This window comes from Leeuwenhoekiella aequorea (assembly GCF_004104375.1).
Lineage (GTDB): Bacteria > Bacteroidota > Bacteroidia > Flavobacteriales > Flavobacteriaceae > Leeuwenhoekiella > Leeuwenhoekiella aequorea.
Map to the genome: position 1 here is coordinate 415,429 of NZ_QOVM01000001.1, position 22,704 is coordinate 438,132.

Below are 22,704 nucleotides of genomic sequence, written 5' to 3' on the forward strand. Positions count from 1 at the left end.
CTAGCTATTCTTTAACGACATCTTTGCAGCGATAAATAAATATATAAATGAAAAGTTTTTTAAGTGTTGTCATTTTAATGTTTTCGGCAATTGTTTGGGGACAAACTGGAACAATTGAAGGGGTTTTAAGTGATAAAGAGGTTAATAATGAGCCGCTACCTTTTGCTAACGTAGTAATAAAAGGAACTACAAAAGGTGCTACGACAGATTTTGATGGAAAATATATTATTGAAAATATTCCTGTAGGAACTTATGACGTCGAATTTAGTTTTGTGGGTTATGAGCCGGTAACTGTTCCCGGGGTAAAAGTTGAAGCAAATAAGTTTACAAATGTTAGCACCGCTTTAGGAGCTAGCGCTGCAGCACTTGACGAAGTAATTATACAAGTTCAAACTAGTAGAGAGCGTGAGTCTGCTTTATTATTAGATCAGAAAAAGTCTATAGAAATTAAACAAAGCATTGGTGCAGAAGAATTGACTAGAAAAGCAGTAACAAACGTTCAGCAGGGTCTAAGTAAAGTATCTGGTATTACAAATGTTCAAAACAGAGGTGTTTTTGTAAGAGGTCTTGATGATAGATATAACTTCTTATTAATGAATGGTCTTCCTATAGCTTCTTCAGATCCAGACAACAAGATTATACCATTAAATTATATAGCTACAAATATTGTAAGTCACGTTGATGTATTTAAAACATTTGATGGCGCATTGTACCAAGATTTTGCTGGAGCAACTTTCCAAATTAATACTAAAAGTGTTCCAAAGAAACCGGAAACAGTGGTGAGTTTTGGAGCAGGATTAAATACAAATACGACATTTAAAGACTTTAGTACAGACGACAGCGGAAGCTCAGAATACTTCGGGTACACAGGGTCAGGTAGAAATTTGCCAGGAGTTTTTGGTAAAAACGTAGGTAGAGGGTATACAGCCACTTCTGCAGAATCTGCAGATTTATTTAACACTTCTTGGACTCCAGAGCGATCTACAGCTCCATTATCTACACGATTTGGTATTTCTCACGGGCAAGGTTTAGTTGATACCGATAAGCATCAATTAGCATTTTATTTTAGTCTTAACTTCAGAAATGACTATCAGATTAATGAAGGAGTTGAGCGTGCATTAAACTCAGAAGGTACAGCGCAACAAGATTTTAGTACTACAAACTATGAGTACTCTACTCAAAAATCAGGTATTTTATCTCTTGATTATGATTATGGAGATAACCTGAATTTAAAATTTAATACTATATATCTTCAGAATACTTCTAATTTCATAAGAGAAGCTCAAGGTTTAAATGATGGGTTTACGCAGTTAAACAATGAAGACTTTTATATTAGAGATATAAAATACACGCAGAATGACCTTATATCTTTTCAGTTATTAGGAGACTACAGCTGGAATGATAAGAAGCATGAAATATCTTTTGCAAGCTCATTAGGTTTAGGTAAAAACAACATTCCAGACAGACGCGTATTAAGAGCAGCAGGATCTGGAGAAGATGCAGAGTACATTACTACAAATGGTATTAATCCTTTTAAATTTTATCAGGAATTAGAAAACATAAATATCAATGGTAAAGTAGAGTATAAGTTAGGTTTAAATTATGATGATGCAGAAGGTCGTTACCTATCCCATCTGCGTGTAGGATACAATGTTGATTTAATTGAATACGACTTTTTTAATAGAATTATAAATGTAGGTGAGCGCTCTTCTTCTACGCAACCATTACCTAATTTAGACACAAACGATCCGCAGTCATTTTTTGAAACAGGATTTGCAGAAGGGTATTTATTTTATACAAATACAGCAGACCCTGCAGCAACAAGTACTATAAATCAATATGTAAACGGATTTTACCTAGATTACTCAAAAGAGTGGGATAAATTATTTGTGAATGTAGGTGTACGTGGGGAATATGCTTTTAGAGAAATACTTTATAGAGAGCCTTTAAATTCTATAAATGATGAGTTCTTATCATTACAATACGATCCAGTTTTTGCTAGCCCTTGGTTTAATGTTAAATATACACTAAATGATAAAACAAACTTACGTGTAGCAGGATCGCAGACGGTGACACGCCCTAGACTTCGTGAGATATTACCTACTGTTTACCAGGATGGTGATGGTAACCAGGTGATAGGTAACCCAGATTTAGAAAACTCAAAAAATTACAATCTTGATTTTAAATATGAGTATTTCTTAAGTTCGTCAGAATTACTTTCAGCAACTGTTTTTGGTAAATATATCAAAGATCCTATTGAGCGTTTAGCAGAAGCAACCTCTGTAGGTTACCGTACAAAATTTGGAAACTTTGACGAGGCTACTATTTACGGAATTGAGCTTGAGGCAAGACTTAGTCTTGGTGAGCGTTTTGATAATGAAAGCTTTGATCCTTTTAGTTTAGGAGTAAATGCAATCATTATGAGTTCAAATGCAACTGCAGAAGAAGGTAATCCAGAATTTGCTGCTGTAACTAATCTTGACCGTAAACTTCAAGGAGCTTCAGATTGGGGTATAAACGCAGATTTTGAATACAAGTTCTTAGATTCAGACAAAGTAAACTCTTCGGTAAACTTCATTTTCAACACATATGGTAAGCGTATTTATGCAGTAGGTGTAGAAGGAGCAGATGAGATTTATGAAAAGCCTATAAATCAATTAGACATTTCTTGGAACACAAGTTTCAATGATAAAATAGGTGTTCAACTGCGTGCATTGAACATACTTAACGAAAAAACTTTATTTACCCAAGACCCAACTGCAACTGTACGATTCCCTGAGCGATTCTCTAATGTGATAGAGCAATTTAATCAAGGTGTGAATTTTAGTGCAACAGTGTCTTATAAATTTTAATTAACTCGAAACTCAATAAATCTTTAAATTATGAAATTAAATTTTTTAAAAACAGCCTTTATTGCTGCTTCATTAGTAGCAGTATCTTGTGGTGATGATGATTCTCCGGTAGATCCAGGAACTGGAAATGAAGGGGTATTACAAGGAACTGTATTAGAGGGTCAAATTACAGAAGATCTTTTAGTTCCTGCGGGACAATATACATTAAAAGGCGCTGTAAGCGTTGAGGATGGTGCTACGCTTACTATTGAAGCGGGTACTACTTTTACTGTTACAGCTGCAGATCAAGAAGCTGGTGTTAACGTATTATTTGTGAAGCAAGGTGGAAAGCTTATCGCTAATGGTGATGCAAACAATCCTATTGTTTTTACATCTGAAAACAAAAACGCAGATGGTGGTGATGGTGACTGGGGAGGTCTAGTACTTCACGGAAAAGCTCGTATGAATGCTCCAGGAGGAACTTCAAACTCAGAAGCTGGTCAATTCCCTTACGGTGGTACTGATGATAGCGATAGCTCTGGTTCATTAAAATATGTGCGTGTAGAATATGCTGGTCAAGCTTCATCTGATGGTGAATTTGAATTTAATGCATTTTCTTTCTTTGCTTGTGGTAGCGGAACTGTTGTAGAATACTGCGAAGCTTTTGAAGGAGCTGATGATGGTTTTGAATTTTACGGAGGAACTGTAAACGCAAAAAATTTATCTGCTGTAGGTATGGAAGATGATTCTATCGACTGGGATGAAGGTTTTAGAGGATCTATCGACAATGCTGTATTATATCAGTATGATGGTGTAGGTGACTTCGCGTTTGAATTAGCTAACAGAAGTGGTGAAAACAACGCTAGCCCAAGATCTAAAGCTACAGTAAGCAATGTTACTGTAAGAGGTAGTAACCGTTCAGGGAAAGCTGCTTTTGACTTAAAGCAAGGAACTGGTGGTATCTTCAATAACATCGTTGTTACTAATGTTGAAACTGTAATTTTCTTAAACAACCAATTGCAAGAAGTTGTAAGTGGTGACTTAGAATTTACAAACGCTAACTTTACATTTGGTACAAACCTTATCGTAAATAACGTGGATGGCACTAATGTTACTGCATCTTTAATCTCAACTAATGCAACTGCTACAGGTGCAGATGTAAGTGCATTCGCTGGATGGTCAAACTACAGCAGCCTATAAGAATTTATTTGATTGCCAATAAAAAACCCGGACCTTTGAGTCCGGGTTTTTATATTTTATAGAAAGCCAAAAAAAGGGAAACTCGAAGAGTTTCCCTTTTTCGATTTACTTATAGACTGAATTTATAAAGTAACTTTTAAATTCAGTTCTTTTAATTGCGCTTCATCAATTTTTGCGGGTGCATCAATCATTACATCACGACCTGCATTGTTCTTAGGGAAAGCTATAAAATCACGTATAGTTTCTTGTCCGCCTAAAATAGCAACTAATCTGTCTAATCCAAAGGCAAGACCACCGTGTGGAGGAGCACCATACTGAAAAGCATCCATTAGGAACCCAAACTGCGCCTGTGCCTCTTCTTTAGAGAATCCCAGGTAGTCAAACATTTTAGATTGAGTTTCTTTATCGTGAATACGTATAGAACCCCCACCTATTTCATTACCATTTAATACAAGATCGTAAGCATTTGCTTTTACAGCGCCGGGATCTGTATCTAATAATTCCATTTGTCCTGGTTTAGGAGACGTAAATGGGTGATGCATGGCATGATAACGATTTGTTTCTTCATCCCATTCTAGTAGCGGGAAATCTACTACCCATAAAGGTGCAAATTCGTTAGACTTACGTAAGCCTAATTGAGTTGCGAGCTCCATACGCAGTGCGCTTAATTGGGTACGTGTTTTTGAAGCTTCGCCAGAAAGCACACAAATTAAATCTCCAGTTTTTGCACCTGTAGCCTCTGCCCATTTAGCCAGATCTTCCTGATCGTAAAATTTATCTACGGAAGATTTAAAGCTTCCGTCATCATTACATTTAACATAAACCATTCCTAATGCACCTACCTGTGGTCGCTTCACCCAGTCGATTAGTGTATCTATTTCTTTACGTGTATAGCTACCGCCATTAGGAACAGCAATCCCTACAACCAGTTCAGCATCATTAAAGACTTTAAATTCTTTGTGTTGAGCAACAGCATTTAATTCTCCAAATTCCATCCCAAAACGAATATCTGGCTTATCATTCCCGTATTTAGACATCGCTTCATCGTAAGTCATTCTCGGAAAGTTTTCAATCTCAAAACCTACTACTTCTTTAAGCAAGTGCTTTGTTAAGCCTTCAAATATGTTCAAGATATCTTCTTGCTCAACAAAAGCCATTTCGCAATCTATCTGAGTAAATTCGGGTTGACGGTCTGCTCTTAAATCTTCATCTCTAAAGCATTTTACAATCTGAAAGTATTTATCCATACCACCTACCATAAGCAATTGCTTAAACGTTTGTGGTGATTGTGGTAATGCGTAAAACTGTCCTTCATTCATTCTGCTAGGAACCACAAAGTCTCGAGCTCCTTCTGGAGTAGATTTTATTAAATAAGGTGTTTCTACTTCTATAAAATCTTTTTCAGAAAGATAATTGCGAACAGCTATGCTCACTTTATGTCTAAATATTAGCTTCTCTTTTACTGGATTACGACGAATATCCAAGTAGCGGTATTTCATACGTAAATCTTCTCCACCATCTGTAGTATCTTCTATAGTAAAAGGAGGAGTTTTAGCTTGATTTAGTACTTCTAGCTTTTCAACTAAAAGTTCAACGTCGCCAGTTGGCATTTTAGGGTTTTTAGATTCGCGCTCAATCACAGTACCGGTCACTTGAATTACAAATTCGCGACCCAGAGTTTTAGCGAGTTCCATTACTTCCTTAGGAGTGCGCTCTTCATCAAATATAAGCTGTGTAATTCCATAACGATCACGTAGATCTACCCAGATCATAAAACCTTTATCTCGAGATTTTTGTACCCATCCGGCAAGAGTTACAGTTGAATTTATATGTTCGGCACGTAAGGCCCCATTATTATGCGTTCTGTACATTATGATTTATTTGAAGTGCAAATTTAAGAAGTTATCTTACTAAGAATTACAAAGTATAGTTTTTTTAAACCAATTGTATATTATTTAGTATTTGAGGAATATAGATTAGAATTTGATAATTTATGGATTGTGTATTTAATGAATTCGGCATATTATTAAATTTAGAATGCATATATCTAAATTTATATTGTTCAATTTTTAAACAGTATTGTGGGTATTAGCTTGTTTAGTAGATAAGTCAATTCAAAACTGAATAAGCATTAGTTTTAAATTCTTATTTACAGATAAGAGGTTTTTTAGAACTGAATGCTGTTAGGAATCATTAAATTTAATTGAGCTGTTTTGCTGTAGTTGGATTAAAATAAAAAATGCTGCCCATTGGGCAGCATTTTTTTTAAAATAAATTAATCGTTACTCCGTAATTTCAGGGTGAACTTCTGTTTCTGTAGATTCTTCATTTTTAGTTCCGCGAATGCGTAACTTAAATTTATGAACCATTAAATACAGAAGCGGAACTATGATAAGCGTTAGGAACGTTGCGATTATCAATCCGTAGATTACAGACCAGGCTAATGGACCCCAGAAGATCACGTTATCCCCACCTATATAGAAACCGGCATCAAACGAACTAAACAAGCCAAAAAAGTCGATATTAATTCCTATTGCTAGCGGAATAAGACCTAGGACAGTCGTTATTGCGGTAAGTAAAACCGGTCGTAAACGAGCTCTACCACTTTCCACAACAATCGCTGTAACTTCATCTTTAGGAAGAAGTGCATCATCATCAAGATCTAGTTGTACAATACGACGATCTACAAGCAATTGTGTATAATCGAGAAGTACAACCCCGTTATTTACTACAATACCTGCCAGAGAGATGATCCCCATCATCGTCATCATAATTACAAACGATGCTCCTGTTATCAAAATCCCTCCAAATACCCCGATGAAACTCAGGAATATTGCAATCATTATGATTGTAGGTTTTGATATTGAAGAGAACTGGAATATTAATATAAAGAATATCAATGCAAGACCACCAAAGAATGCACCCATTAAAAACTGCATCTGTTTGTTTTGCTCTTCAATTTGACCTGTATAATCAATATGAATATCATCTGGTAAAGCAGTAAATGACTGCATTTCTGCCTGTATTTTAGTTACAACCGCTGTCGCATCTACAAAGCCGGGGGCTAACCCAGAATAAACAGTTACCACACGTTTTGTATCTCTATGTTTAATAGCACTAAAAGAAGAGGTGTTCTTTTTTGTAGCTACTGCAGACACAGGGATTTCTTTAATTACGCCGGTAGCAGCATCTCTAAATGTGATGTTTTGATCAAAAAGGGCGGAGGTATTATAGCGATCGTCTTCTTCAAAACGAACATTAATGTCATAATCCTCACCATCTTCTTTATAGATACCCGCTTTTTCACCAAAGAGTGATCTTCGCAATTGATTACCAACTTGGCCGCTGGCAACGCCTAAGGCTCCTGCCTTTTCACGATCTACCACAACTTGCATGGCAGGTTTAGCTCGGTTTACATCAATTTTTAATTCTTCAATTCCGGGAATATTTCTCGAATTAATAAAACTGCGCATATTTTCTGCAGTCGCAATCAAAGCATCATAATCCGGACCTTCAAGTTCGATATTTATAGGATATCCTGCCGGTGGGCCACTTGCATCTTTTTCTACTGAAATTGCCACACCCGGGTAAGCATCTGTTAGCTCTGCCTGAACTTTTGTACGTAATTCTTCAGAATCTGCACCATTACGGAATTTGTATTCGCGCATGGTTGCTGTAATTTTTGCTCTATGGGGCATTTCTGCAGTACTACCACCATCTGTTTGTGGATTTCCTGCACCTTCACCTACTTGCGATACAGCACTTTCTACAAGAAAATTAAAATCTCCGTTTAGATAACTATCATCATTTAAAATTGAATACACGCGCTTCTCAATATCTTTTGCAATAGCATTGGTTTTTGAGATATCTGTACCTTCAGGATATTCTATATAAACAATTATCTGATTTGGCTTATTATCTGGAAAGAACTCAATACTCGTACGCTGAGATCCTACCGAAGCTCCAAAGCCCATAAAAACTAGAATAAGAAGTATAAAAGTACCACCTACAAGTAGTGAAGGTTTTCTTCCTCTAAGTGCCCAGCTTAAAAAAGATTTATATTTTTCTTCTAGCCATACCAGTGTACGTTTCTGAAAATATTCTGCAGCACCTTTAATACTGTATTTATAAAGCCAAAATATAATCGCCGTAACGATCATTACAGAACCTATACCGCGAATTGCACCACCTACTATAAGGATCAAAATACCTAATGGTACTAAAACCAGCGTTAATCGTATGAGTTGCTTTCTAGTAAGTATTTTCTGATCAACATCCATAAATTTACTCACTAACATGGAGTTGATGAATATGGCTACGAAAAGAGATGAACCAAGTACAACCGAGAGGGTTATAGGAAAGTAAATCATAAACTGACCCATAACTCCAGGCCAGGTTCCCAGCGGAACGAACGCAGCTACTGTAGTAAGGGTAGATATAATAATAGGAAATGCTATCTCGCCAATACCTTTTTTAGCGGCTTCAATGCGAGACATGCCCTCTTCATCCATAAGACGATACACATTCTCTACAACCACAATTCCATTATCCACAAGCATACCCAGACCCATAATAAGGGCAAACAAAATCATTGTATTCATCGTGTAGCCTAGCGCATTTAATATCATAAATGACATAAACATCGACATCGGTATTGCAAACCCTACAAACAATGCATTTCTGAAACCTAGGAAGAAGGTAAGAACTCCCACCACTAGGATGATACCAAAAATGATGTTATTAACAAGATCATTAACCTGATTAATTGTTTTTTCAGATTGATCGTTTGCAGTAGATATTTTTACATCTGGCGGAAATTCATTTGCCTGAGCTTCTGCTAAAATCACTTTGATTTTCTCAACAGCTTCTACCATGTTTTTCCCCGAACGCTTTTTAACATCAAGCATTACTACATTTTCTCCCCATTCGCGGGCAAAAGTAGTTTTGTCTTCTTCTTTAAAAGTTACATTAGCAATATCCCTAAGGTAAACAGCTCCATTCTGAGATTTTACTATAAAATTTTCAAGTTCTGAGGGCTTCTCAATTTCTCCAAGTATACGTATTGTACGACGTTGACCACTCGTAATTAAATTACCCGCAGCCATTGTCATATTTCCATTTCTGATGGTATTTAAAATATCATCAAAACTTACTTGAGCAGCATTCATTTTAGTAACATCTACAGCTACTTCAACTTCTTTGTCTTGTGCTCCACGTATAGAAACCTCTTTGATTTCCGGAAGGTCTTCTATCTCATCTTGTAAATATTCACCATAGCTTTTAAGCTGCTGAACCTGGTAATTACCTTGTATATTAACATTGAGGATAGGTTGTTCTTCAGAAAGACTCAGGTCAAACACATTTGGCTCGACCTTTACGCCATTAGAAGTAGGCCAGTCTTCGTTTGCTTTTTCAGAATCTACCTCATCTTTAACTTCTTGCTTCGCGCTTTCTACTGAAATATCGTCTTCAAATTCAATAGTAATTAAAGCATAGTTCTCTTGAGACGTAGAGGTGATTTCTGTAACCCCTGAAATGTTTTTTAATCGGTCTTCAAGCGGATCTGTAATTAATTTTTCTACATCTTCGGCCGTGTTTCCGGGATAGGGAGCAGAGATGTAGATTTTAGTTTCATTAATTTCAGGAAAACTCTCTCGTGGCATTACATAATATGCAATACCACCCATAACCAAGAGCAAAGCCATTATGACATAAATAACTGTGGGGTTGTCAATCGCCCAGCTCGATAAGCCAAATTCTTTGTCTACCTGATTTTTTTTCTTGCTACTTTTCTTTTCGCTCATCGTACTAGTTATTTAAAATTCTAATCTCTTGATTGTCTTGAACGCTACGTGCACCTTGTACGATGATTTCATCATTCGCATTCAGACCAGATAGAATCTCTATAGAATCTCCTTGTGTTTTTCCAGTTTCAACTATTACGCGCTTAGCAATTAGTGTGTTGTCTTCGCCTTTAGTAGCAACATAAACATATTGTTCACCTTCAGCATTCTCTGAAATTACACTTAATGGTATTAGAATAGCATCTTCGCTTGTATAGTCGTTAATTCTAAGCTTAGCGGTAAGATTAGGTTTAATACTTTTTTCTTCATTAGGAACCGCAACTTCAATAGTAAACGAGCGGTTTGCCGGATTGATGAAGTTACTTGTCTGGCGTATTTTTGAATCTATTTTCTTATTTAAAACAGGGAAATTAACTTCTACAGACTTACCAACACTTACAGTACCTAAATAACTTTCAGGTACTTCTGCGGTAATATACATATCGGTAAGGTTTACAATACGATAAAGTTCTTTACCCGGCATAACAGCAGAACCTTGCTCTGTTAAAACCTGATCTATTGTACCTGCAAATGGAGCCGTAATAGTAGTTTTACCTAACTGACTTCTAAGTTGATTTACTTGACTTTGCGAAGCCTCATAGCTTGCTTTAGCTTGTAGGTATTGAATTTCTGAACCTATGTTCTGATCCCATAATCTTTTTTGACGCTCAAATGTGGTTTTATTAAGTTCGGCTTGCGTTTGTAATTGAGTTAATTGTGAACCTAAACCACCATCATCTATACGTGCTAAGACTTGACCTTTTTTAACTTTGTCACCTTCTTTAACATATACACGCGATAATACGCCGCTATACTCAGCACTTATTACAATATTTTGTTTTGTTTCAACATTACCTTGAATTTCAAGAAAATGATCAAAAAGTGTATCTCCTATTTTTTGTGTAGATACGAGCGGTCCGTTAGTTTTCTTTTCGGCATTATCAATAACGGTGTTTAGTTTTTTCAACTTCATTTGCAAAGCAGTATTCTCATCTTTTAGTTGAGTTTGAGCTTCTTTAATTGCCTGCATATCACCAGATGCAATAAGCGCATCAACATCTACTTCTTTATCACCACAAGAAATTAGCATAGTAGTGAATACAAGTAAGGATAATATATTTTTCATAGTAGTGCGTATTAATTTTGTTGTGGTTGGTAAGTGGTAGTATCTAAGGTTTTTTCTAGAGCTGCTTTGTTTGCAATTACTTCATACATTGCTTGCAAATAGTCCTGCTGTGCTTGATATAATTGAGTTTGTGCCTCGCTTAATTCAAAGCTGCTGGCAATACCTTCAAAAAATTTAATGGAATTTTTGTTCTCTATACGCTCTGAAAGCGCAAGGTTTTTTTCTTGAGTAGCAAAATTGTCCAGTGCAAATTGATAGTCATTACGAGCTGATGCAATTTCTAATTTAACTTGATTACGCGTCTGCTCAAGATCTTCAAGGCTCTTTCTATAAGCGAGTTCTTTCTGAGCCGTTCTTGCAGCACGCATACCACTGCTAAAAATAGGAACACTTAGAGACACTCCAACAATAGATTGCTCAAAATAACGCTGTTCATCATCAAAAAACGTAAACGAATTACTTGCTCCTGCTGTACCGTAATTAATATAAGCGCTTAAACGAGGCAAAGCTTTACTTTTTTCAAGTTTAACTTCAGTTCTGGCGAGATTCGTTTGATCTTCAGCAATACGAAAATCAATATTATTTTCAGGACTTATACTTTGTGTAAGCAAGTTTAAATCATAATACTGCATTGCGAGATCTTCTAGAGAGTCTGTAACTTCTAATTTGCTGTCTATGGAAATCCCTAAAGTAAGCTTTAGCATATCATATGCTATTGCAAGTTGACGAACTGTATTGTTAAGTTGAGTTTCTAGACCAAGAAAAGTAATTTGTAATTGCTCAACATCTTCTTCTTCGGTAAGACCGTTCTCAAATATTTTTTGAGTATCAGAAAGGTTTTTGTCAAGAGTATTGAGGTTCTTTTGAAGGATAGAAACGCTCTCTCTGGCAAGTAATACATTGCCATAAGCTTCAATAATTCCCTGCTTCACCTCTAAGTCTGTCTTTACTTTAGCATTTTGAGAGATCTGAAGAAGCGTTTTTGAAGATTGTACTCCTACTATATAGGAACCATCAAATAATAACTGATTCCAGGTAGCAATTGCAGAAGCATTTTGCTTTTGACTAAACTGAACTGGAATAAAGCTCCCGGGATCTGCACTAGGATCAAAAACGACAGCAGGAATAAAAGACGTAGGTTGAATTAACTGATTTTGATAGGTAATCTCACCTCCAATTTGCGGTAATCCCTGAGCTATAATTTCCCATTTTTGTTTGAGCGCTATCTCTACATCTGTACGTGCATTTTTTGTAGTATAACTATTTTGTAAGCCATAAATAATGGCGTCTTCTAGGCTTAGTGAGAAAGTTTGAACCTCTGTACTATCTTGAGCCTGACTATAATTTATAGTCCCCAAAATACACACTAAGAGGATAATGATTTTTTGCATTAGTCTTGATTTGAGTGAATTATTTGATTGAGAATTTTTCTGCCTTCGGGAGTTACGATTCCACGTAAATGATATTCTAGATACATCTCATACAATTTTGCGTGTGGAAATTTCTCGTGAGGGAAAATACTATCGTCTTTAATATTTGTCATGCCCACATGATACATTCTGGAAATAAACTCTACATCCAGATTGTCTCTAAACAGACCCATATTAATTCCTTTAGTGATATTTTTTTCCATACAACCCTTCATAAATTCAAACTGGTGTAGTTTAAGTTCGTTAAATATTTTAGGGTAGTATTTTAACAGCTGTTGTATAGAAGATGTTTTTTCTCCATGTAAATGTTCTATTACATATTTCTTAATCTCATAAAGTTCTTGAATAGGGTTTTTTTGAGTTTCAACTAATTGGGTGACGGCACATTGAATAACATTCATCATTTGATGTGCTACAGCATATACTAATTCTGTTTTGTGAGAATAACTAGCATATATAGTTTTCTTTGATATATGCATATGTGAAGCAATATCATCCATTGTGACGCTTTTAAACCCTTGTTTAATAAAGAGTTCTGTTGCTGTATTTAATATATCTGCTTTCATAATTTTGCGCAAATATACTCCGGAAACTTTAAAAACGTATTTAGTTTCCAAAGTTTTTTGTCAATTTAATAGAATGGTAACATTGGTTTTAATAAAGCTTCTGAATTAATGAGAGTACTGTTAACTAAGAGAGTGGTATTTTAGCCGAAAATTTTCAAGTATGTTGCGCATTGATCAATACACAGATGTATTTATTGACTATTTAAATACAAAAATCAAGACGAGAGAGCCTAAAAATCTTTACGACCCTATTCTGTATATTTTGCAGCTAGGAGGTAAGCGTTTACGCCCTTTGTTGACCTTAATGGCTGCAGACATATTTGAATCTGATTATAAAAAAGCCTTAGACGCAGCTTTAGCTATTGAGGTTTTTCATAATTTCTCATTAGTACATGATGACATTATGGATGATGCCCCATTACGTCGTGGTAAGGAAACAGTACATGAAAAATGGGATATTAATACCGGGATTCTTTCGGGTGATGCAATGCTTATAAATGCCTATCAGCTCTTTGAAAATTATGACGGAGAAACCTTTAGAAATCTAGCTAAATTATTTAGTAAGACAGCAATCGAGGTGTGTGAAGGTCAGCAGTATGATGTAGATTTTGAAACTCGGGATGATGTTACATTGCCAGAATATTTAAAAATGATTGAGTATAAAACTGCAGTTCTTGTAGGTGCAGCCTTAAAAATGGGGGCAGTAGTGGCTAATGCTTCAGAATCAAATTGCAATAAAATTTATGATTTTGGGCGAGATCTGGGAATTGCGTTTCAGCTGCAGGATGATTATTTAGATGCATTTGGAGATCCAAAAACATTTGGAAAACAAGTGGGTGGCGATATTATTGAAAATAAAAAAACCTTCTTATACTTAACGGCATTAGAAAAATTAGACCCGGCGCACAGTATTCAGCTAAGTCATTTATACAGTATTAATCCGCAGGACCCATCTGGGAAAATTGAAACGGTTAAGCAACTATTTATAGAGTCTGGTGCTGCTGAAGCAATTCAAAATGAAATTGAACTGTATACCAATAAAGCGCTTAGTACTCTAGAGGAGTTAGAGGTTAAGGGAGAAAAGAAACAAATTTTACGTGAATTTGCACAGGCATTGATGCGTAGAAAAGTGTAAAAAAGAATGGATACTTCATTAGCTATTTTAAAATCAGCTAAACAACAATCGCTTTACGATTCTTTGATACATCAGTTAAACAAAGACTTTGCAAGAGCGGGTGTAGATTCAAATTTTAGCACTGAAGATAAACCCGAAGCACTCGCCCGCAATCTGGTTGCTTGTATTTATGAAGTGATTATTTCAGACTTTGAGAAATATCTCAATTTACTTTATGCGATAGATGTTTCTGAAGCTAGAATTAAAGAGATTCCAGCTCAGTTTGTGCATGAGCTTGCAGAAGAAGTTGCTATTTTAATTTTGGAGCGCGAATTTCTAAAAGTTTCTTTTAAAAATAAACACGAATAAATGGCTGAATTGCGCTTGTGTAAATAGCGTCATCATCATCGTAAAGTACATTGTACCTAGCTCCAATTGTTACCGAGCCAGATCGATATCCTAATCCTAAAAAAAGTGCTGCATTCCAGAAGTCACGTTCAAAACTTCCTCCGTCATAATTTGCAGTTTGCGAAACATAAAGTTCTTCAAATTCTGCAGAGAATTGTATAGCCGGTAACGGGTTTATAAGTGTGATAATGCTGCCGCCCAAAATCGATGATTTTAAATCACCATCTCTAATATAAGAGTAGGATAGGCCCGGTCCCGCTGCAAAGTAGGGATTAAAATTGTAAATCGCACTAGGTGAGACACTTGCGGCAAAATATTCTTCACCAAAATTGAGGCCTAAACCTCCACCAAAATCGACGTTATCCCAGAAGTAGGTGCTTTGTGTTTGTGCTGTTATTAACTGGCACGTCATAAAAAGTATCGCACATAAACCTAGAGTGTTCTTCATTAATTTCATAATAATAAGGTTGATTGGGTACTACTTTAACGCGGTCTAAAATCTGAATTTTAAAATGTTAATGATAAGCATAAAATTGGAAAACCAAAGCCGTTGTGCCAGCGAAATATTGTATTTTTGACAAATTATTGCTTAAAAAATCGACAGATTTAAACTATAAAATGGATAGATTTTCATTTCTCAATGCAGCTAACACTGCATATTTCGCAGAACTTTACGATAAATACCTACAGCATCCTGATAGTGTGGAGCCTAGTTGGCGTGCATTTTTTCAAGGATTTGATTTTGGTATGGAAGAAAGCGGTGTTCAACCAGACTTTGCTCCAGCTGAGGTAAAAACTACAAACGCAGCAGTTTCAGTGCCTGATAATCTTCAGAAAGAATTTCAGGTTGTAAAACTTATAGATGGTTATCGTACACGTGGACATTTGTTTACAAAAACAAATCCGGTACGAGAGAGACGTCAATATACCCCAACATTAGCGTTGGAAAATTTTGGCCTCAGTGAAAACGATTTAGATACTACGTTTTCTGCTGGTGAAATTTTAGGAATAGGTACAACTACATTACGAGAAATTGTAAATCATTTAGAGAAGATTTACTGTGAATCTATAGGTGTAGAATATATGTTTATTCGTAAGCCAGAAGAAATTCAATGGATTCAGGATAAACTTAATATCAATGATAATCACCCGTCGTTCTCTGGTGATGTAAAGAAGAAAATTCTAAGAAAACTGAATGAAGCAGTTTCTTTTGAGACCTTTTTGCATACAAAATATGTAGGCCAGAAGCGTTTTTCCCTAGAGGGAGGAGAAAGTTTTATTCCGGCTGTAGATGCGATTATTGAGGCAGCAGCAGATCTTGGAGTAAAAGAATTTGTTATGGGTATGGCGCATAGAGGGCGCTTAAATACTTTGACAAATATTTTTGGCAAAAATGCTAAAGATATTTTCAGTGAGTTTGATGGTAAAGATTACGATCAGGAAGTTTTTGATGGGGACGTAAAATATCACCTAGGCTGGACTTCAAGTCGTCTTACAGATAGCGGCAAGGAAATAAACATAAATATTGCACCTAACCCTTCTCACTTAGAGACAGTAGGAGCAGTAGTTGAGGGTATTGCTAGAGCAAAACAAGATTTGCATCATGCAGAAAAACCCAATCAGGTTTTACCTATAGTGGTTCACGGTGATGCGGCAATTGCAGGCCAGGGTATTGTTTATGAAATAATACAAATGGCTCAATTAGAAGGTTACTCTACTAAGGGAACTATACATATAGTAATTAATAACCAAATAGGCTTTACAACAAATTATCTAGATGCACGATCATCTACATATTGTACAGATGTTGCAAAAACGACGCTTTCTCCAGTTTTACACGTTAATGCTGATGATGCGGAAGCAGTTGTGCACGCATCTCTGTTTGCATTAGATTTTAGAATGGAGTTTGGGCGTGACGTATTTATAGATCTGTTGGGATACAGAAAATATGGTCACAATGAAGGTGATGAACCGCGTTTTACCCAGCCAAAATTATATAAAGCAATTGCTAAGCATGATAATGCTCGTGATCTTTATGCAAATAAACTTATTGCAGAAGGGATCATAGATGAAAACTATGTGAAGCAACTTGAAGAGGAATACAAAGAAAAATTAGAAGAAAAATTAGAGAAATCTAGAGAAGAAGAAACTACTCGTATAACTGCTATTATGCAGGATGAGTGGGAAGGTTTTGAGCAAGCTACAGAGGTAGAAATGATGAGTCCTATAGACACAACATTTAACCTTGAAGCGCTTACTGAAATTGCAGATGTAATTACAAAACTACCTGAAGATAAAAAGTTCATGCGCAAGATCTTGAAGATTATTGAGGGGCGTCGCGCAATGTATTTTGATGACAATAAAATCGATTGGGGACTTGCAGAATTACTTGCATATGGTTCACTACTAAAAGAAGGTTTTGATGTACGTATGACGGGTCAAGACGTAGAGCGTGGTACATTCTCTCATAGACATGCAGTTACGAAAGTAGAAGAAAGCGAAGAAGAAATCATGTTGCTTAATAACCTCAAAGGAGATCAAGGGCATATGTATATATACAATTCCTTACTTTCTGAGTATGGTGTTGTAGGCTTTGATTATGGTTATGCTATGGCGAGTCCAAAAACATTACCTATTTGGGAAGCTCAATTTGGAGATTTCAGTAATGGTGCGCAGATAATGCTAGATCAGTATATTTCTGCTGCCGAAGATAAGTGGAAACTACAAAACGGTCTGGTAATGTTATTGCCACACGGTTATGAAGGTCAGGGAGCAGAGCATTCTTCTGCTCGTATGGAGCGTTATCTGCAACTGTGTGCAGTAGATAATATGTACGTTGCAGACTGTACAACACCTGCAAACTTTTACCATTTATTACGCCGCCAACTAAAAACGAATTTTAGAAAGCCGCTTATAGTTTTCACACCAAAAAGTCTATTAAGACATCCAAAGGTTGTTTCTACAAAAGAAGAACTGGCAAATGGAAGTTTTAAAATGACCATTGACGATGATTTTGTACAAGCAGATAAGGTGAAGACTTTAGTGTTTGTTACCGGTAAGTTCTATTATGATTTGTTAGAAAAACGAGAGGAATTAGAAAGAGATGATGTTGCACTTGTACGTGTAGAACAATTATTCCCACTTCCTAAAAATGAAATTCGGGCTGCAATAGATAAATATAAAAATGCAGATGATATTGTATGGGCGCAAGAGGAACCACGCAATATGGGTGCTTACGGGCATTTATTAATGCATCTTCCAGAAGCACAGAAATTCAGAATCTGTAGTCGTAAGTTTTATGGTGCGCCTGCAGCGGGTAGTTCTGTACGATTTAAGAGAAGACATCACAAAGTCATCGAGGATGTTTTTGATAAAAATATAAATAACCAATAAAAAGAAATTTTACATTAGGAATTCAACTTTATTACCCTAGTGTAAACATATAAAAGTTAATAAAATAGAAATATGGCTTTAGAAATGAAAGTCCCTTCTCCGGGAGAATCGATTACAGAAGTTGAAATAGCACAGTGGCTTGTAGAAGATGGCGACTATGTAGAAAAAGATCAGGCTATTGCCGAAGTAGATAGCGATAAAGCTACTTTAGAACTTCCGGCTGAAGCTAGCGGAATTATTACGCTAAAAGCAGAAGAAGGTGATGCTGTAGCGGTAGGGCAAGTGGTATGTCTTATCGATACTGATGCTCCTAAACCAGGAGGAGATTCTAAAAAAGCTTCTGGAGATGAAGGTAGTGGAGGTGATGCAGAAAAAGAATTAAGTAATAAAAATAAAAATTCTGCTGATACTAACGAGAAAGGTGATTCAAAAACCGAAGAGCCATCTAAATCAAGCACTCCAAGCCAGTCTCAGGATTCAAAAACATATGCGACAGGAACTCCATCTCCTGCAGCCAAGAAAGCCTTAGACGAAAAAGGTATTGATGCTAAAGATGTAAAAGGTAGTGGCCGTGATGGTCGTATTACTAAAGAGGATGCTGTAAATGCACAGCCATCTATGGGAACTCCTGGTAATGGAAGCCGTGGAGAAAGCCGTTCAAAAATGTCTATGTTACGTCGTAAAGTAGCAGAGCGTCTAGTAAGCGTAAAAAATGAAACTGCGATGTTAACTACTTTCAATGAAGTAGATATGTCGGCGATTTTTGCATTGCGCGATAAGTACAAAGAAGATTTTAAATCTAAGCATAGTGTAGGTTTAGGTTTCATGTCATTCTTTACATTAGCTTGTGTTCGCGCATTAGAAATGTATCCTGCTGTAAATTCTATGATAGATGGTAAGGAAATGATTACTTATGATTTTAAAGATATTTCTATTGCGGTATCAGGACCTAAAGGTCTTATGGTTCCGGTAATAAGAAATGCTGAGAATTTAAGTTTTCGAGGGGTAGAGTCTGAAGTAAAACGTCTTGCACTTAGAGCACGTGATGGTCAGATTACAGTAGATGAGATGACGGGTGGTACCTTTACTATTACAAATGGTGGTGTATTTGGAAGCATGCTTTCTACACCTATCATTAATCCTCCGCAATCTGCAATATTAGGTATGCATAATATAGTTGAGCGTCCTATTGTACGAGATGGAGGTATAGCAATTGCTCCTATTATGTATGTAGCACTTTCTTACGATCACCGTATTATTGATGGTAAAGAGTCTGTAGGATTTTTAGTAGCCGTTAAAGAGGCTCTTGAAAACCCAGAAGAATTGCTAATGAGTAACAATGTTTTAAAAGCACTAGAGCTATAAAACTATTCTCGCATAAGCGAAAAGATTAATCAAAATCCGTTAGACCTTAGTCTAACGGATTTTTTGTTTTACGATATAATTAGATTTACTAATTGTTTCAACTCCTCTTCTAAAGAAATCTCTGGGAAAGATGTTCCAGCTTGTTTATACCAGTATGTAGCATTCCATTCGTCGCCTTCAACCCTATGTAAATGTGCGTGAATTAGATTTCCCATTGATCCTTCAATATCCTGAGCAATCGTATGTGAGGCATCCCAATTGTTATTAGCAAGAAACCATAGGGACTGCAATGTAGCAGGCCAAGGTTGTGGCGGATTCTGTAATTCTAAATAATCTTGAAATTCTAAATAGGTGGTAGGTATATTCATTGCTCTTAAAATTTACGCATACACGATATATGTAATCTATAGCTGTCTAAAGCGAAATTTACTATTTTAAAAATGCCAACTTATAAAAACCATATCAATGTAGTAATTCTTATTTTTGATACTTCAATTTCCGAATAAAAAATAATCCCATATGTCTGTTCAAAAACGCTTATTTCTTTTAGATGCTTATGCGCTAATATTTCGTGGTTACTATGCTCTTATAAAAAATCCCAGAGTAAACTCAAAAGGGCAGGATACCTCTGCAGTGATGGGTTTTGTAAATTCTTTGTTTGATGTGATTAAACGCGAAAAGCCAGATCATCTTGCGGTGGCATTTGACAAAGGAGGCAGCTCAGAGCGTGTTGAATTGTATGGAGATTATAAAGCTAATAGAGATGAAACACCAGAAGCTATTCGCATAGCAGTGCCTATAATTCAAGAAATTTTGAAAGCAATGCATGTGCCCTTCGTTCAGATAGAAGGTGTAGAAGCAGACGATTTGATTGGGACTTTGGCCAAGCAAGCAGAAAAAGAAGGCTATCAGGTTTTTATGGTTACTCCAGATAAGGATTATGCCCAACTGGTTTCAGAGAACATATTTATGTACAAGCCTGCCCGAATGGGTAATGGAATTGAAATTTGGGGAATTCCTGAAGTGCAAAAACGTTTTGAAGTAGAGCGCCCAGAACAAGTAATTGATTATCTGGGTATGATGGGGGATGCTTCTGATAATATTCCGGGATTGCCGGGTGTAGGTGATAAAACTGCTAAAAAATTTATTAAAGAGTACGGCGACTTAGAAGGACTTCTTGCAAATACTGATAAGCTTAAGGGGAAGATGAAAGAGAAAGTTATAGAAAGTGCAGAGTTAGGCCGTCTATCCAGAAAACTCGCGACTATTATGACTGATTGTGATGTGCTGTTTCACGCTGAATCTTACGAACTTTCACAACCCGATGCAGATAAGGTACAGGAAATTTTTGATGAGTTAGAATTTAGACGACTTAAAGACCAGTTTATAAAAATATTTTCGGGTGAGGCAGATAGCGATACAGGTGCAGCAGTGAGTAGTACAGAAACTGCAAAGAAACTGGTACATTCTTCTGAGCAAGCTGCAAATGCAGGTGCAGGCCAATATAATTTATTTGGAGGTGCTGCGGCAGACGCAACTATTGAGGAGCGCAATACCAGAAATACAATTAAAGATGTTTCACATTTTTATCAAAGTGTGGCGCCCGGAATGGCAACAAAATTATTTCTAAAAAATCTTTTAAATCAGCAAGCAGTCTGCTTTGATACAGAAACTACTTCGCTAGATCCCTTAAAGGCAGATTTGGTAGGAATAGCATTTAGCTGGGAAAAAACAAAAGGTTTTTATATTCCATTTCCTCCAGAGGCTGCGCAAGCACAGCTGTTAATAGAAGAACTAAAGCCTTTCTTTGAATCTGAAACTATTCAGAAGATAGGACAAAATCTTAAATATGATATTAAAGTTTTAGCGAAGTATGGAGTTGAGGTAAGAGGTAAACTTTTTGATACGATGATTGCACATTATCTAATCAATCCCGATATGCGTCACAATATGGACGTTCTAGCGGAAACATATCTTAATTACACTCCGGTTTCAATCGAAGAATTAATAGGTAAAAAAGGTAAGAATCAAAAGTCGATGGCAGATGTTCCTGTGGAGCAGCAAACAGAATATGCTGTTGAAGATGCAGATATAACGCTTCAACTTAAAGAACATTTTGAAAAAGAAATGGGCGAAGCAAATACGCAAAAGCTTTTTGATGAAATTGAAATTCCATTAGTGCAGGTGCTTGCAGATATGGAACTCGAAGGTATAAATCTTGATAAAGAGTTTCTAGCAGGTTTAGCTACAGACTTAAATTCTGATATACTTTCATTAGAAGAAAAAATCTACAGAGATGCAGGTGAAGAGTTTAATATAGGTTCGCCAAAACAACTTGGAGAAATACTCTTTGACAAATTAAAACTCGTAGATAAGCCTAAAAAGACACGTACAGGACAATATTCTACTGCAGAAGATGTGCTTTCTTATTTAGCTCCAGATCATGAGATAATTCAAAATGTTTTAGACTATAGAGGACTAGCGAAGTTAAAAAGTACCTATGTAGACGCACTTCCTTCTCAGGTTGATGAGAATACAGGTCGTGTGCATACCGATTATATGCAAACTGTGGCCGCAACGGGTCGCTTGAGTTCAAATAATCCCAATCTACAAAACATCCCGATACGTACGGAGCGGGGTAGGCAGGTGCGTAAAGCATTTGTTCCGCGAAGCGAAGAGTATATTTTACTAGCGGCAGATTATTCACAGATAGAATTACGAATTATTGCTGCGCTTAGTCAAGAAGAAACAATGATGCAGGCTTTTCAAGATGGTGAAGATATTCACGCTTCTACTGCCGCAAAAGTATTTAATGTTCCCTTGGCTGAAGTGACCCGCGAACAGCGTAGTAATGCAAAAACAGTAAATTTTGGTATTATCTACGGGGTTTCAGCATTTGGATTAAGTAATCAGACAGATTTGAGTAGAGCAGAGAGTAAAGATCTTATTGACACCTATTACAAGACTTATCCGAAGTTGCGTAACTACATGAGTGAACAGGTTGATTTTGCACGTGATAACGGGTATGTTTCTACCGTTTTAGGTCGTCGTCGTTATTTAAAGGATATCAATAGCAGTAATGCTGTTGTACGTGGTGCAGCAGAGCGAAATGCTGTAAACGCTCCTATACAAGGTAGCGCGGCAGATATTATTAAAATCGCTATGATCAATATTCATAAAAGGTTAAAAGCTGAAAAGCTGAAAACCAAAATGCTACTTCAGGTACATGATGAACTTGTTTTTGATGTGTACAAAACTGAGTTGGAACACGTAAAAACCATGATTAAGACTGAAATGGAAAATGCCTTTAAGATGGATGTTCCGCTAGATGTTGAACTGGGAGTTGGAGAGAATTGGCTTGAGGCTCATTAATATATAGACTAAGGGTTTCCATTTTTGGAAGCCCTTAGTCTTTTACTTACTTCACT

General features: G+C 36.4%; 14 protein-coding genes. 7 read left to right on the forward strand and 7 right to left on the reverse strand.

All coding sequences use genetic code 11. The features are described 5' to 3' along the window. Positions 1-47: 47 nt before the first annotated feature. Together DSM00_RS01880 and DSM00_RS01885 are read left to right on the forward strand one after the other, a co-directional pair. Entirely contained in the window at positions 48-2,852 is a 2,805-nt protein-coding gene (locus DSM00_RS01880; protein ID WP_128756324.1) for a TonB-dependent receptor, read from the forward strand. Between the two features lie 30 nt (positions 2,853-2,882). Then, positions 2,883-4,031, forward strand: a complete 1,149-nt coding sequence (locus DSM00_RS01885; protein WP_128756325.1) for a multidrug transporter — start codon at positions 2,883-2,885, stop codon at positions 4,029-4,031. A gap of 122 nt (positions 4,032-4,153) precedes the next feature. Here the strand turns inward: DSM00_RS01885 and aspS are convergent, their stop codons facing one another. The 5 genes from aspS to DSM00_RS01910 all read right to left on the reverse strand — a co-directional run bounded on the left by aspS (position 4,154) and on the right by DSM00_RS01910 (position 12,996). Beyond that, on the reverse strand, positions 4,154-5,902 hold the full coding sequence (gene aspS, locus DSM00_RS01890; protein WP_128756326.1) for an aspartate--tRNA ligase: 1,749 nt from the start codon (positions 5,900-5,902) through the stop codon (positions 4,154-4,156). A 411-nt stretch (positions 5,903-6,313) separates the two neighbouring features. Beyond that, a complete protein-coding gene (locus tag DSM00_RS01895; RefSeq protein ID WP_128756327.1) occupies positions 6,314-9,835 on the reverse strand; it encodes an efflux RND transporter permease subunit in 3,522 nt (1,173 codons plus the stop codon). A 4-nt stretch (positions 9,836-9,839) separates the two neighbouring features. Then, the gene (locus DSM00_RS01900) at positions 9,840-11,000 is read right to left on the reverse strand and encodes an efflux RND transporter periplasmic adaptor subunit (protein WP_128756328.1); all 1,161 of its coding nucleotides are present in this window, start codon (positions 10,998-11,000) and stop codon (positions 9,840-9,842) included. An 11-nt stretch (positions 11,001-11,011) separates the two neighbouring features. Beyond that, entirely contained in the window at positions 11,012-12,391 is a 1,380-nt protein-coding gene (locus DSM00_RS01905) for a TolC family protein (protein WP_128756329.1), read from the reverse strand. Then, on the reverse strand, positions 12,391-12,996 hold the full coding sequence (locus DSM00_RS01910) for a TetR/AcrR family transcriptional regulator (RefSeq protein ID WP_164916279.1): 606 nt from the start codon (positions 12,994-12,996) through the stop codon (positions 12,391-12,393). The genes DSM00_RS01905 and DSM00_RS01910 overlap by 1 nt, the downstream gene beginning before the upstream one ends. A gap of 160 nt (positions 12,997-13,156) precedes the next feature. On the opposite strand from DSM00_RS01910, the gene DSM00_RS01915 reads away from it, so the two are divergent. Beyond that, positions 13,157-14,131 carry a polyprenyl synthetase family protein gene (locus DSM00_RS01915; protein WP_128756330.1) on the forward strand — a complete coding sequence of 325 codons (975 nt, stop codon included), beginning with the start codon at positions 13,157-13,159 and terminating at the stop codon, positions 14,129-14,131. A 6-nt stretch (positions 14,132-14,137) separates the two neighbouring features. After that, complete coding sequence (locus DSM00_RS01920) at positions 14,138-14,479, forward strand: hypothetical protein (protein ID WP_128756331.1); 342 nt, start codon at positions 14,138-14,140, stop codon at positions 14,477-14,479. Here the strand turns inward: DSM00_RS01920 and DSM00_RS01925 are convergent. Beyond that, the gene (locus DSM00_RS01925; protein WP_241652338.1) at positions 14,460-14,975 is read right to left on the reverse strand and encodes a hypothetical protein; all 516 of its coding nucleotides are present in this window, start codon (positions 14,973-14,975) and stop codon (positions 14,460-14,462) included. The two genes, DSM00_RS01920 and DSM00_RS01925, sit on opposite strands and share 20 nt — an antisense overlap. A 161-nt stretch (positions 14,976-15,136) precedes the next feature. On the opposite strand from DSM00_RS01925, the gene DSM00_RS01930 reads away from it, so the two are divergent. Both DSM00_RS01930 and odhB read left to right on the forward strand, forming a co-directional pair. Further along, entirely contained in the window at positions 15,137-17,911 is a 2,775-nt protein-coding gene (locus DSM00_RS01930; protein WP_128756332.1) for a 2-oxoglutarate dehydrogenase E1 component, read from the forward strand. A 72-nt stretch (positions 17,912-17,983) separates the two neighbouring features. Then, on the forward strand, positions 17,984-19,276 hold the full coding sequence (gene odhB / locus DSM00_RS01935; RefSeq protein WP_128756333.1) for a 2-oxoglutarate dehydrogenase complex dihydrolipoyllysine-residue succinyltransferase: 1,293 nt from the start codon (positions 17,984-17,986) through the stop codon (positions 19,274-19,276). Positions 19,277-19,344: 68 nt separating this feature from the next. On the opposite strand, the gene DSM00_RS01940 is transcribed toward odhB, so the two are convergent. Next, on the reverse strand, positions 19,345-19,644 hold the full coding sequence (locus tag DSM00_RS01940) for a hypothetical protein (protein ID WP_128756334.1): 300 nt from the start codon (positions 19,642-19,644) through the stop codon (positions 19,345-19,347). 151 nt (positions 19,645-19,795) lie between these two features. Here DSM00_RS01940 and polA point away from each other — a divergent pair, with 151 nt between their 5' ends. Then, positions 19,796-22,648 carry a DNA polymerase I gene (gene polA, locus DSM00_RS01945; RefSeq protein ID WP_128756335.1) on the forward strand — a complete coding sequence of 951 codons (2,853 nt, stop codon included), beginning with the start codon at positions 19,796-19,798 and terminating at the stop codon, positions 22,646-22,648. Positions 22,649-22,704: the final 56 nt, after the last annotated feature.